The sequence below is a fragment of the Arthrobacter crystallopoietes genome, from assembly GCF_002849715.1.
In the GTDB taxonomy this organism is placed as follows: Bacteria; Actinomycetota; Actinomycetes; order Actinomycetales; family Micrococcaceae; genus Crystallibacter; species Crystallibacter crystallopoietes.
In genome coordinates, this window is record NZ_CP018863.1 from 3266156 (window position 1) to 3279333 (window position 13178).

9 protein-coding genes are annotated in these 13178 nt (G+C 65.0%); 7 read left to right on the forward strand and 2 right to left on the reverse strand.

Annotation, left to right across the window (positions count from 1 at the left end):
* Positions 1–82: 82 nt before the first annotated feature.
* On the reverse strand, positions 83–1903 hold the full coding sequence (locus AC20117_RS15265) for a calcineurin-like phosphoesterase C-terminal domain-containing protein (protein ID WP_074698941.1): 1821 nt from the start codon (positions 1901–1903) through the stop codon (positions 83–85).
* A gap of 179 nt (positions 1904–2082) precedes the next feature.
* On the opposite strand from AC20117_RS15265, the gene AC20117_RS15270 reads away from it, so the two are divergent.
* From AC20117_RS15270 to AC20117_RS15285, 3 genes are all read left to right on the forward strand, one after another.
* The gene (locus AC20117_RS15270) at positions 2083–2679 is read left to right on the forward strand and encodes a hypothetical protein (protein WP_074698939.1); all 597 of its coding nucleotides are present in this window, start codon (positions 2083–2085) and stop codon (positions 2677–2679) included.
* A gap of 573 nt (positions 2680–3252) precedes the next feature.
* Positions 3253–6099, forward strand: coding sequence for a S8 family serine peptidase (locus AC20117_RS15275; protein WP_074698936.1), 2847 nt, complete (start codon positions 3253–3255; stop codon positions 6097–6099).
* Between the two features lie 773 nt (positions 6100–6872).
* Entirely contained in the window at positions 6873–7523 is a 651-nt protein-coding gene (locus AC20117_RS15285; protein WP_074702811.1) for a DUF2278 family protein, read from the forward strand.
* Between the two features lie 62 nt (positions 7524–7585).
* On the opposite strand, the gene AC20117_RS15290 is transcribed toward AC20117_RS15285, so the two are convergent.
* Positions 7586–9004 (reverse strand): FG-GAP-like repeat-containing protein, encoded by a 1419-nt coding sequence (locus tag AC20117_RS15290; protein ID WP_139186714.1) that lies wholly within the window; start codon positions 9002–9004, stop codon positions 7586–7588.
* A gap of 317 nt (positions 9005–9321) precedes the next feature.
* On the opposite strand from AC20117_RS15290, the gene AC20117_RS23730 reads away from it, so the two are divergent.
* The 4 genes from AC20117_RS23730 to AC20117_RS15310 all read left to right on the forward strand — a co-directional run bounded on the left by AC20117_RS23730 (position 9322) and on the right by AC20117_RS15310 (position 13174).
* Positions 9322–9516, forward strand: a complete 195-nt coding sequence (locus AC20117_RS23730) for a hypothetical protein (protein ID WP_211482269.1) — start codon at positions 9322–9324, stop codon at positions 9514–9516.
* Complete coding sequence (locus tag AC20117_RS15295) at positions 9501–10307, forward strand: PfkB family carbohydrate kinase (RefSeq protein ID WP_211482268.1); 807 nt, start codon at positions 9501–9503, stop codon at positions 10305–10307. Before AC20117_RS23730 ends, AC20117_RS15295 begins: the two co-directional genes overlap by 16 nt.
* Complete coding sequence (surE, locus tag AC20117_RS15300; protein ID WP_074698928.1) at positions 10304–11080, forward strand: 5'/3'-nucleotidase SurE; 777 nt, start codon at positions 10304–10306, stop codon at positions 11078–11080. Before AC20117_RS15295 ends, surE begins: the two co-directional genes overlap by 4 nt.
* Positions 11081–11797: 717 nt before the next feature.
* Positions 11798–13174, forward strand: a complete 1377-nt coding sequence (locus tag AC20117_RS15310) for a protein kinase domain-containing protein (RefSeq protein ID WP_074698922.1) — start codon at positions 11798–11800, stop codon at positions 13172–13174.
* Positions 13175–13178: the final 4 nt, after the last annotated feature.

The window sequence follows — 13178 nt, forward strand, 5'->3', positions numbered from 1 at the left end:
TCTCCGGTCGAAAGGTGTGGCTCGTGGCAGCAGCTGTCCGCCCAGCGGATTGGCTGGGCGGACAGCTGCGGTGCGGGCAGTACTACTTGGTGACTTGGAAGGTCAGAGTTTCGGTGAACTCGCGGCCGTGGACGTCGGTCGCGGTGACCTCGGCGGTGTGCTCGCCGACGGCGAGGTCGGCGGGCAGCTCCAGCCGCCAGAGGTGCATCATGCGGTCGGCCAGGCTGCCGCCATGGACAAGCTGTTCCTGGACGGCGGTCGGGTCGGACCACTCGGCGCCGACCAGCTGGCCTTCGCCCTGCATCTGCTGGGTGCGGACGGCCTCGGCGGTGTCGCCGCCGTCGATCTTCACGTCAACGGTGGAGCCGGTGCTGCCCATCCAGAAGTTGGTGGTCAGCCAGGTTTGGTTGGCCAGGTCTTCCTGCGAGACGGTCAGCGGGTCGGCGAACTCCGGAGCGGAGCCCTTGTTATCCACGTTCTCGGCGTACCAGCCGCGGTAACGCGGGGTGTTCAGGCCCAGCGCCATCTGCAGTGAATCGTCTTCGCCGCGGACGGTGAAGCGCTCCTTGACCTCGGTGTTTTTGATGTCCAAAGTGAGCACGCCCGGCAGGCCGCCGTCGCGCTGGACGGCGAGGGGGTAGCCCTCGGGTAGCATGCGGCCGGAGTACCAGTCGCCGGAGATGGCACCCGCGGTGATGTGGGTGAACGGCAGTCCGTCGACGCCGAAGATGTCGGACCAGCCGGCCATCGAGTCGCCTTCGCGCAGGTTCTCGATGCTGTGCGTGTGTCCGCCCAGGGCAACCACTTCGCGGCCTTCGAGGATCTGGTAGATCTCCTTGACCTGGTCGACCTGGTGCTTGGAGCTGCCCTGGTCGGCGTAGTCCAGCAGCGGGATGTGCGCGGCGAGGACGATCAGCTTGTTTTCCGGCACCTGGGCGATGTCGTTGCGCAGCCACTCGAGCTGGCGCTCGTCCAGCGCACCGTTGTACGGCGTGCCCGACTTGTACTCCACAGTGTTCAGCGCCACGACGTGGGTTTTGCCGGCGTCGTACGAGTAGTACTCCGGCCCGAGGTTGGCGCGGAACGAATCGAACGAGTGCTCGCTGCTGGCGGCGTCGAAGTCCAGATCATGGTTGCCGGGCAGGAAGCGGGCCGGGCCGTTGAGCATGCTCGTCAGCTCGCGGGTCTGCGGGTAGAGCCCGGGGTCGTCGCCCACCACATCGCCGATGAACAGGGCGCCGCAGCCGGCGTAGTCGGTGCGCTCGGCCAGATCGGCGAAGGCGCCTGCGCGTGCGAACGGCACCTCTTCCGGCGTGTACGTCTGGATGTCGCCACCGATGAGGCAGTGCTGCTCGGGCGACTGGGTCAGCGAGCTCTTGGCCAGCGGGAAGTTGACCGCGTCCGGCAGGGCGCCGGTGGGGGCGATGCCGCCATGTTCCAGCTCCGGCGAACCCTCGGGCAGGTGATGGTAGTAGAACTGCGCCACGTTGTTCTCGTCCACCGGCACCTGGTAGCCGCGCGGCTGGGTGGCGAAGACGGTCATGTTCTCGAACGCCGGCAGCTCGTAGCGTCCCTGGCTGTCCGTGGTGACAACATCGCGGCCGTTGGAGACGGTCACGCCGCCGAGTCCGCGTTCGCCGTCGTCCTGCACGGAGTTCTTGTTCTGATCGTCGAAGACGCTGCCATCGAGCGTCTCCTGGTCGGCGTCCGGTCCTTCGACCACCTCAACGCCGCCGCGGTAGGCACTCGCGGCCCAGCCGGTATCGGTAGGTGCGTTTTCGGGTGCTGCGGTCGCCGCGGGGGAGAGCACGACACCGCCGAAAATCAGCGCCAGCGTGCCGGCGGTCAGGGCGAGGGGCCTGGCAGAAGGTGACTTGGACGGGGTGGTAATGGGGTTCACCATGTTCCTTCGGTCGAGTGATTTGGCTAGCGGTTCTCGCTGCCAAAGGCACTGTTCCAAGGTTGGGTGAACGTTTCACTACCGGCAGACCACAAGGACGGGAAGTGGACGTAGCGACTCGCCCAACCCCCGGTGAAGTCTCACCCGTTCCCGGAACCAGGTGCCTGTGGAAAGCTGGTGGCATGAAGCCGCAGAAGAAGTCCAGGCGTAAGGTCCTTGCCGCCCTCCAGAGCGCTATGGATAAGAAGGCGTACGTAGATGTCCGCCGGAAGATCAAAGACGCGGACGTCATCCACGGCTACGTCGTGCAGCTCTCCGACGCCTGGATCCTCGTTGCCGACGCCCGTGACGGAGGCTACCTCGACGGCTTCACTGCCCTGCGCACCAAGGACATCGCGAAGGTCAAGAAGGTCGACGGGTTCGAACGAGAGCTGCTGAAGAAGCTCGAGCAATGGCCGCCGGCCGCACCGGGCCAGCCCATCAGCCTCTCCAGCGCTGAGGCCATCATCCGCACTGTGGGCGAGGGCAGGGAGGCCCTCACGATTCACCAGGAGAAGGACAAGCCCAATGCCTGCTTTATCGGTGCCCCGGTCGACTGGGGCAGGAAAAGCGTCTGGCTGCTCGAAATCGACAGGCACGCCCGCTGGGATACAGAGATGACCAAATACCGGCTCAAGGACATCACCCGCATCGGCTTCGGCGGCGGCTACGAGGAGGCCCTGCTGACCGTTTCAGGAGCCAAGCCCGATCGTAATTCCGGTGGGCACGAAGGAAAGTGAGCCCGTCACCGGCCCGCTCCGCAGCCCGTTGTATACCGGCCAATTGGCGCTTAACCTGATTCTAAGGGCAGGAGCACGTCATGGAATTTATCCTCTTCGTTATCGTCCTCGTACTCGCCTTCGCGCCTTTTGCGGTGCTGTTGTTCGGGCCCGATCTACGGCAAGACAAAACCGTTGAGCCGGTGCGGCTGCGGCCAGCCCGGCGGTCCAAACGACCCAGATTCCACCGAGGTCCAGGAGGCCACGCCCCCGTACCGGGATGACCGGAAGCCTGGATTACGGGAACTCATCGTCCAGCATCTGGTCGCGAGGGCCGCGCGGGGCCCTCGCGTTCGACCCCAACCAAGTCAGCGCGCTCTACTTCGGCATCCCGTTTGTCGGCGCCTGCTATGGTGCCCGGCTTGCTGAAGCCGGGCACCCGACGTCGTTGTTCGATCGAAGCGGAACTGGGAACCACCGGGTGCAAATCCGCGGATTAAACGTACAATCAACTGCGGAAGTGTTTGCGGCGCTTCCGTTTTTGAAGTGCTATTTGCACCGTCTCCCCAGCGGTGCACCATTGACAGGATGCCTATGTCTCAGCTCCGTCCCCGCCGGCTCTCTTCTGGAATTGCCTCGTTCTGCGCCGCTGCCCTGCTGGGTGGCCTGCTGTTCCCCACCGCGGCAGCCGCCGCCGAAAAGCCGACCTCCGCCGCCAAAGAACCCCGCCCCGCGGCCACCGAAGAACCCCTTCCGGTAGCGCCGGAAGCCGGCCTCGATCGGGAAGATGTGCCGGCGTCCGGCCGGTTCGTCGTCAAGTTCAAGGAGAAGGCCGGGCGCAGTTCCGCCGGCCGCAGCCATGCCTACGGGAAGACGGCGAAGGATCTGGGCATCTCCGTCAAGGAGGTCCGGACCACAGCCACCGGAGCGCAGGTGATCGAAACCGCCGCGACGCTGGACTCCACCTCGTCACAGGACTTCGTGGCCGGGCTGGAGGCCAACCCGGCTGTTGCCTACGTCGAGCCGGACCCGCTTCTGCAGCCGGCCGCGGTGGCGCCGAATGACGAGCTGTACAAATTGCAGTGGAACTTCTGGGAAGAACAGGCAGGCCTGCGCGTGCCCGGCGCCTGGGACGCCAGCCGCGGCGCTGGTGCGGTGGTCGCCGTCGTCGACACCGGCATCACCAACCACAGCGACCTCAACGCGAACGTGCTGCCGGGCTACGACATGATCTCCGATCCCGCGATGTCCCGTGACGGCAATGGCCGCGACGCCGACGCGCATGACGCGGGGGACTGGTACGGCGCCTATGAATGCGGCGGGAACACCGGCGGCGCGGGCTCGTCCTGGCACGGTACCCATGTAGCCGGGATCGTGGCCGCGGTGACCGGCAACGGCAAGGGCGTGGCCGGCGTTGCGCCCGGAGCGAAGGTCCTCCCGGTCCGCGCGCTCGGTTCCTGCGGCGGCTACATGTCAGACATCGCCGACGGCATCATCTGGGCAGCCGGCGGCGCCGTGCCCGGTGTGCCGGCGAACCCGAACCCGGCCGATGTGGTCAACATGTCCCTAGGTGGCAGCGGAACCTGCTCCCAGACCTCGCAGGCCGCGATCGACTACGCCTACAATGCCGGAGCAGCCGTGGTGGTCGCTGCCGGGAACGAGAACCGGGACGCGCTGAACTCCAACCCGGCGAACTGCGAACACGTGATCACCGTGGGCGCCAGCGGCCGCGAGGGCAACCGTGCCGCGTACTCGAACTACGGCCCGGTGGTGGACGTGACCGCTCCGGGCGGCGACATGAGTACGGATGTCAGCAGCGGGATCGCCTCCACACTGAACGACGGCGCCACCACGCCCGGTGCCGAATCGTACTTCTACTCGCAGGGCACCTCGATGGCGGCGCCGCATGTCGCCGGGGTTGCTGCGCTGATGATGGCCGGCTCCGGCGGAACCATGACGCCGGCCGCGGTGGAGCAGCGGCTCAAGGCAACCGCCCGGCCGCTGCCGGGCTCCTGTACGCAGGGCTGCGGCGCGGGACTGGTGGACGCTGCCGCCGCGGTCGGGTCCGCGCCGTCGCCGACCCCGGAACCGCCCGTGGTCGAGGTGGTGCCGAAAAACGTGGTCTTCACCGACAAGGACGGGACCGCCGCCGATACCTACACGGTTCCATCGGTCGAGGGGGTCCGCTACCAGGCCAATGGCGAGCCGGTAGCTGCCGGCACGCACCCGGGATCAGGCACCGTGGTGGTCACCGCGGCGGCGCAGCCGGGCTACGGGCTGCAGCAAGGCTCCACCAAGGAATGGTCCCACGCCTTCAGCGCGGCCGCGATCAAAGTTGATACCGCCGCACCGGCACTGGCAAGCTCCACCGTGACGCCGGAATCGCTGGACCTCGCGGACGGCACGGACAGCGTCACCGTGAAGGTGCAGGTGACCGACGCAACCGGAGCCGTGGCGCCGTCGGTCTCGCTGGACCATACGGGGACGGATGAAACGGTGGGCTTCGGTGAGATGAAGCTCGTCTCCGGCGACGTCAAGAACGGCACCTGGGAACGGGTCATGGCCCTGCCCGAGGGAGCATCCGCCGGTACCTGGGACGTCACGCTGTTTCCGTTGCGGGACAGCCTGGGCAACTCGTCCGGGGAGTTCCAGAAGGTCGGCAGCATAGAGGTCGCGGCGGGCACTTCCGCCCCGGCCAGCCCCTCGATCGCTTCCCAGGGCGAGATTGTGGCCTTCGACTCTTCCGGCAGGCTCTGGAACTACGGGCACAGCGGAAACGGAGCTACCCGGGTCCTGATCGGCGCCTCCGGCTGGACCGCCATGGACGAGATCCACACGGTGGACTGGAACGCCGATGGCTTCATCGACATCATCGCCCAGGCCAAGTCCGGCAAGCTCTACTACTACCAGGCCAAGCGCGACGGGGACTTCATCCGCCACACCATCGGCAGCAGCGGCTGGGCGCCCTATGACCTGACCGTTACCAAATGGCGCACCGGCGACAAGTACCCCGTGGTGATCGCCAAGAACAGCTCCACCGGAAGGCTCTACGTGTACCCCAACGATTCCGGCACCTGGCTTTCCCCGCGCTATCTGCTGGGCAGCAGCGGCTGGAGCGACTACACGCTGACGGCGATGGACTGGGACCGCGACGGGCAGAAGGACGTCGTGGCCAAGACCCCGGCAGGGCAGCTGAAGCTCTACCGCGGCAACGGCGCCGGGACGTTCATCAGCGAAACCCGCACGGTGGTCGGCAGGTCAGGCTGGAATTCGATGAGCAACATTGTCACGTCCAACGGCTACGCGGGGGAGGGGACCGCCGGGCTGATCGCCAGGGACAGCGGCGGCAGGCTCTGGTACTACCAGGCCAACAAGAGCAGCTGGGCTCCGCGCGAGCTCGTCGGTACGGGCTGGTGGAGCTATACCGTGGCGGCCCAATAGAACGACGGCGGCACTCCACGACACGGAACCCTAACGTTTAATCCCGCATCTTTTGCGCGGGTATGAGGATGCTGTAGTTTATTGTCAGCAGCGAAGGAAAATGTTGGTGCAGTTTCCTTCACTGCCGCGCAGTTGGGGCGTTGGGGAACGATACTTCCTTGTTGGGGATAGATATTTCCTGCCGTGCCCTAGTGCGTTTAAGTACTGGGAGGCTCTCAGTTCTGTTACTGCCGGGCACGTGCTTCACTTGATCCCCCGAAATCGGGTCAGCGCGTGCCCGGCTCAGCAGACTGTTGTGCTTCCCGTTTGGGAAAAGCGATAGACAGTTGGGGAACTGCATGAATCTACGACGCATGCGGCGCAAATGGCGCCGGATGAAACCCGAAGCGCAGCGCGGCATTGCGAACGCAACAGTAGCGGTCCTGGGCGTGATGGTCCTGGCCGCCGGAGTTTACTCCATAACCCTTTAGCCCCGGCCGGCGGTTTCGTCCGCCACGGTCGGATCACCGCTCGCGCTGTCAGGCGGGGAGGTGCTGTCCGACAGCGCCTGCGCCGCGACGGTCAGTATGGTGTGATGAGCCTCTTGCTCCTCAGGCGCCTGCGCCCCGGCGAGTGATTGCGCACTATACGTAAGCCGGCCGCCCGCCGTCGTGCTTTGACTGTTTTTCCTGCTCAGGGGCACGGTCCAGTGTGGGATAGGTTCTGGCGGGAGGCCGGGAAGCATGCCTAGGATGTGAAGAACAGCCCGACGTCGGGCAGGTGAGGTGGTTCCTTTGGCACTGAATCATGGGTACGGGGTGGTCGCGGGGGTCAAGGAGGACTACTTCCGGGATCCGCCGAACGACTACGGGCAATACTTCCACGGGAACCTGCGGCTGCGCACGCCCGCCGGCGTGTACCACTGTGCGATCGACGTCGACAGCAAGGCCGTTCGGAACGGCGTGCAGTGGCGGGTCATTGAGCTGCGGCCGTCGATGCTCAAGGGCGTGGACAGGCTCGGCGACGGCTGGCATCCGCTTGAGTCCACGCCGGATTCCGGTGCGCTGGACTTCATCCGCAACCGGGACCTGAGCTGGCGGCACCATCTGGGGTGCATTCCGGGCCTGCTGGCCGCGGTGTTCCGGGTGCATTTCCCCGTGCGGTGGAAGTCCGGCGTGAGTACCCAGGCGCTCGCCGACCTTGAGCCACTGCTTGAAGTGTCACAACGGATCTGGGTGTTCGGCGAACCGTTCGAGGACGGGCTGGGCGTTCACAACATCCACCAGAACCAGGGCGACCCGCTGGATTCGCAATGGTCGGCGGAAAACGGCCTCTGGCAGGACGGCGCCACCATGGTGCAGCGGCAGGACGGCTCGTTTGCGATGTTCTGCAACAAGTTCGTCACCCAGTCGGTCCAGACCAACGAGCAGGGGAGGCCGCGGTAGGGCATGGACCGGCAGGGGTGGCCGCGAAAGCGAGCCGGCCACCCGCCGTCGTTCCTGCGGTGCTAGGAGAATGAGTTGTACTTGCCGAAGCCGTAACCGATCTGCTTCGTCGACGCGATCCCGTTCTTGGGCAGTTCGTAGTAGCGGACGACGCCGTTGCGGAACTTCACGATCATGCCCTGCGCGCTGCCGCTGCCGAAGCCGACGGTGTCGGTGAAGGTCGCAGCGGTTCCCCAGCCGGAGGGTCCGACGACTTTGCGGGCTTCACTGATGAACGTGCCCCGGCCGTTTGTCCGGTAGAGCTTCAGCTGGCCGGTGTATTTCTGGGCGCCGAGGATGTCCTTCTTGCCGTCCTTGTCGAAGTCGACGATGGCGAGGTTGTAGTTGCTCCAGCCGGTATTGAACTTGTTCGGGGTGGGGTGGAACGCGTCACCCTTGGTGTTCGGGTAAAGGTTCAGGACACCGGCGGAGGTCTTCTCCACGATGCTCGGGAACGGGTTGTTGTTGCAGAAGCGGTCGGCAACGATGGTCGAAGACTTGGCGATGGAACCGGCATTCAGGTAGCCGTAGAAACCGCCGGTGGCCTTGCCCTTGTAGACGCGGACCTTTCCGTCGCTCCAGTGCGCCACGATGTCGAGGTAGCCGTCGTTGTTCCAGTCGGTGACGGACGTGGTCCTGGCATGCTGCCACCCGCTGTTGCCGATCAGGGCCCGCTTGCCCAGCGTCTTGTTGGACTGCTCCGGGTAGCGCCATAGCCGGCCGCTGGTATCAACGGAAATATAGTCGCCGGTGCTCTTGATCGATGCCCGGGAGAGGTCCTTGCCGGAGGCTATGGTGCCGGCGACCGTCGCGCACTTGGCCAAGGCCGGCTTCGGCGCCGTGAGGGTCGAGTAGTAGGCGTTGGGCGAACTGTAGACGCCGGACGGGGTGGTGCTGTAGCCGTAAAGGTTCACGGTGCCGTACATGCTGTAGCGGTCCGGGTGGGTGCGGTAGTCGCCGTCGGTGAAGGCGACACCGACGCCGATGACATTGAAGGCGGGGTTGGACATGGCCGCGTTGTGGGGCGGGGACTTGATCCACTGGTCGACGAGGCCCTGGCCGTTCCGGTCCCAGCGGGCGGCGATGATTTCACCGGCGGCGTTCCAGCCCGGGGTGCGCTTGTCGAGGCTGTACTGGGGGTTATGGTCGAACCAATCGTTCGCGGCCATGTGCGTGGACCAGTCCTGCGATACCTTGCTGCCGCTGACGTAGAACTTGACGGGCTTCAGGCCCTTGGAAGCGCGGAACTTGTTGATGCCATCGAACACCTGCTGCACCTGAGTACGGTTGCTGTCATTGACCACGTTGGACGCCGCAGCTGCTGGCTGGACGGCGGGAGCGGCGTACGCTGGAGCGCTGATCGCGGCGGTGCCGGCCACGATAGTCAGCATGACTGAAACGGCGCAGGCGCGGATGGCAAGTTTCTTCGTTGCGCGTGCCAAAGGGACACTCTTGATTGACTTCACTCTTATTCCCCCGAATAGTGCGCAGAGAGCGCTGACTTATGCCTGATAGGCAGTACCAAAAGGATAATGCATTCACCCGGCAGTTGAACCCCCGCCGTCGTCCTTTTGCTACTTCCCGATCTTGACCGTGGAATCAGCGCATCCCATTGTCCGGTCCTTGCAGCGGGGTTAGTGTCGGGGAAAGAGGATCCGTTCCACCGGATCGCATTTCAACAGCGGGCGGGGCGCAGCTGCGCTGCTGTCCGAGGCAAGGAGGCTGGCATGGCTGAACGCCGGACACAGAGGAGTCTGCCATGGGCTCCGTAGTGATATTTGCGCCGTCGCCGGTGCTGACCGTGACCGTGGAGGATGTGGAAGGGACCGCGGACATCCACCTCCACGCCGGGGGCCAGGGCGTGTGGCAGGCACGGATGCTCACCGCCCTGGGCGCTTCGGTCACGATGTGCGGGGTGTTCTCCGGGAGACCGGCCGGATGGTGCGTCATCTGATCGCCGATGAAGGTGTCCATGTTCTTTCGGTAGAGGGCCAGGGCAACGGGGGCGCGTACATCCACGACCGGCGGGACGGCGGCCGGAAGGTTGTCGCCGAATCGCCGGGCGACAAGCTTTCCCGGCACGAGCTCGACGAGCTGTACGGCCTGACGATCAAGGCGGGGATGGACGCCGGAACGGTGATCCTCAGCGGCGCCGCCCGGGAAGACGCGGTGCCGGCCGACGTGTACCGCCGCTTGGCGGCGGATCTTCGTACCGCCGGGTGCCGGGTCATTACCGATCTGACGGGGGAGCGGCTGACCGCTTCTCTGGCTGGCGGCCTGGCCGTGGCCAAGATCGCCGACGACGAACTCGTGGAGTCCGGCCGCGCCGCCAGTTCCAGCCCCGCCGACATTGTCGAGGCGATGCGCAAGCTGAATGAAGAAGGCGCGGAATCGGTGATTGTCACCCGCGCCCACCTGCCGTCCCTGCTGCTGGAGGAGGGCGAGGTCAGCGAGATACACATGCCGGAGATGCAGAGCGTGGACACCAGCGGAGCCGGCGATTCGCTCACCGCCGGCGTCGCCGCGACGCTCTCCGACGGCGGCTCCATGCACGAAGCCGTGGTGCTGGGAACCGCAGCAGGCGCGCTGAACGTGACCCGGCACGGCCTGGGCACCGGCGAGGCCGCCGCGATCCACAAGCTGAGCAGCCTGGTGAAGGTGGCTCCCTTCGAGGGCGAGGCCGAGGCAGACCAGTCGCAGCAAATTAGTCCGGACGAGCTCGCGCAGAAGATACGGAAACAATGAACAAGCCGAAAATGGTCCTGATCACGAACGACGACGGCATCGACTCCCCGGGTCTGCATGCCTTGGCTGCCGGTGCCGTGGAGGCCGGGCTCAACGTCACGGTTGCCGCACCGGTGGTGGAAGCCAGCGGTAGCAGCGCTTCCATCACCGCACGCGAGGACGAGGGCCGTATCCGCATTGAGGAGCGGAAACTGGAAGGCCTCGACGGCGTTCCGGCGTTCGCGGTCCACGGTGCGCCGGGCTTTATCGCCATGATTGCTACCCATGGCGCCTTCGGCGACCCGCCCGACGTCGTACTCTCCGGGGTGAACCGCGGCGCGAACGTCGGACGCGTGATCCTGCACTCCGGCACGGTAGGCGCAGCGCTGACCGCGGGCATCAACGGCGGCCACGGGATGGCGGTGTCCCTCGACACCGGCATGCATCCATCCCACCTGAACTGGGACAATGCCGCGCGGCTGGCCACCGGGCTGCTGCCGTTCCTGCTGGAGCAGGAGGCGGGCACGGTGCTGAATCTCAATGTGCCCAACATCGACTCGGCGGAGCTGCCCGAATACCGCACGGCCACACTGGCCGAATTCGGTATCGTGCAGACCACCATGGCCGAACGCGGGCAGCAGCACCTTCGTCTGGCCATTGCGGACAGCAAGGAGGAGGCACCGCCGGAGAGCGACTTCGCGCTGCTGGCAGCCGGCTTCGCCACGGTGACCAGCATCCAGCCGGTGACCGAAAGCAAACTGCCGGACCTGGAGCGGAGCCTGCCGAACACGTAATCCTGGAGGAGTAAGCTCGCCGAACAGCGCGTTGGGGAACCGCTTCCCAAACGCCGGCTACCTACGTGACTGCCCGCGGACGGCCATTGTTCCATCCTGATGGGCCGCAGCGAAGCTCGGCTGCTGTCAGTCTGCCACGTTTGCATTACCTGTGGTCAACGCCTAGGGTCTACAGCGTGGGACTTCGTTTCGGCTCAGTCCTATAGGCTGGCGCCGCATTCAGGGTTGGCCGTTGCTTCGAGTGCTTGGTGCACGGTGCCGGAGTAATTGGCTGCTGTAGCAAAACGGCGGCACCAAGGCACCCACAGGAAAAGAGCCGCCATGGCACATTCCCACTTCGACCGATTCCTGCAGGAAGCTACCGCTCTTGACCTTGAATCGGACTGCACACTTGCCCCCGATCCTCTGTACGGACTTTACGTCAGCTGGTGCGAAGTCACACGAAATGCGCGACGGGCGGAGAAAACCTTCCGGGCCGCGATGAAGAGCCGAGTAGGCGCTGGGCCCAATGGTCTGTGCATGAAAGGCCCGGCCGCGGCTGATTACTTCCTGTCCAGTTATCCAAGACTGACCTGACCCCAGTTCACGGCGCCGCGAGGCGAGGCTTCCGGCGCCGTATCCGGCTGGCACTGGGCGACTTCTTTTTCTACTTAGTGTCATCCCTAAATGCGTTACGCATTTGGGGCCATTCAACTTGAGGGATATCCAATATTGGGCATGATCGAAAGCGGGCATCTGCTCGGCGGGCGGTACCGAATCGAGGAGCTCGTCGGCCGCGGAGGCCAATCAAGCGTATACCGTGCAGTCGATCAACTGCTGGAGCGGGACGTGGCGGTCAAGGTATTTCATGAAGGCAGGCACGGCGACGCCGCGCAGGCCCGCCGGCAGGAATCCGAAGTGCGGATTCTGGCCGGGATGAGCCACCATGCGCTCGTCACGTTGTTCGATGTCGGCATGGATCCCACGAACGCATCCGTTTCTTACCTGGTGATGGAGCTTGTCACTGGTCCTGATCTGCGTCGGCGCAGCGCGCAGTCGCCGCTTCCGTTGGCGCATGTGGCGCTGATCGGTCATGACATAGCTGACGGTTTGGCCTATATCCACCATCACGGCATCGTCCACCGGGACGTCAAACCTGCCAACATCCTCCTGGTTGACTACAATCACCAGGATCAAAGGCCGCGTGCAAAGCTGAGTGACTTCGGCGTCGCCATGATACTTGGAGACGACGGGCGCGACGACGGGATCGCCTCGGGGACACCGCAGTACCTGAGTCCGGAGCAGGCTGCCGGGGAACCCGTGGGTCCCTCCTCCGACGTCTATTCGCTCGGACTGGTCCTGCTCGAAGTATTGACGGGCGAGGTAGCCTTTCCTGGTGCCCCGATCCAGTCGGCGGTGGCCAGGCTCCTGCATCCGCCGCACGTCCCGGCCAGCCTTGCCCCCCGGTGGGCCGGACTGCTGACATCGATGCTCTCCCGCGAACCCGCCTCCAGGCCATCAGCCCTGGAGGTCTCCTTGGCCCTGCGGCAGGAAATTGTCCAAGGCGCCGGGAGGCGCCGGGCAGCATCCTTCCGCTCGGACAGCGAGGAGTCCAGGATGCAGGCCGTGCACCGGTACCGGATTCTGGACACACTTCCTGATGGCATGTTCGATCGGGTGGCTGCGATCGCGGCGAGGGTATTCTCCGTTCCTGTCGCGATCGTGAGCATAGTGGACCATGACCGTATCTGGTTCAAAACTCATCACGGCACGGACGTTCAACAAATCGGCAAAGATCCGGGCCTATGCGCCTCGGCTATCCTTCAGGACGGCCCGTGGATCATTCCGGATGCAACCACCGATCCCAGAAGCCTGGCCAATCCCCTGGTGGCAGGGGAGTTCGGGCTGCAGTTCTATGCCGGTGTCCCGTTGCGCACTCCCGACGGCTACAACCTCGGTACCCTCTGCGTGATCGACAGGGAACCGCGGGAATTTACGGAGGATGACGCCCGGACGCTGGAGGACCTGGCCGCGATCGTGATGAATGATCTGGAGCTTCGGCTACAGACAAGGCAGAGCATCGCCACACGCAAACGGGCACCAGCTATGGCGTAGCAGG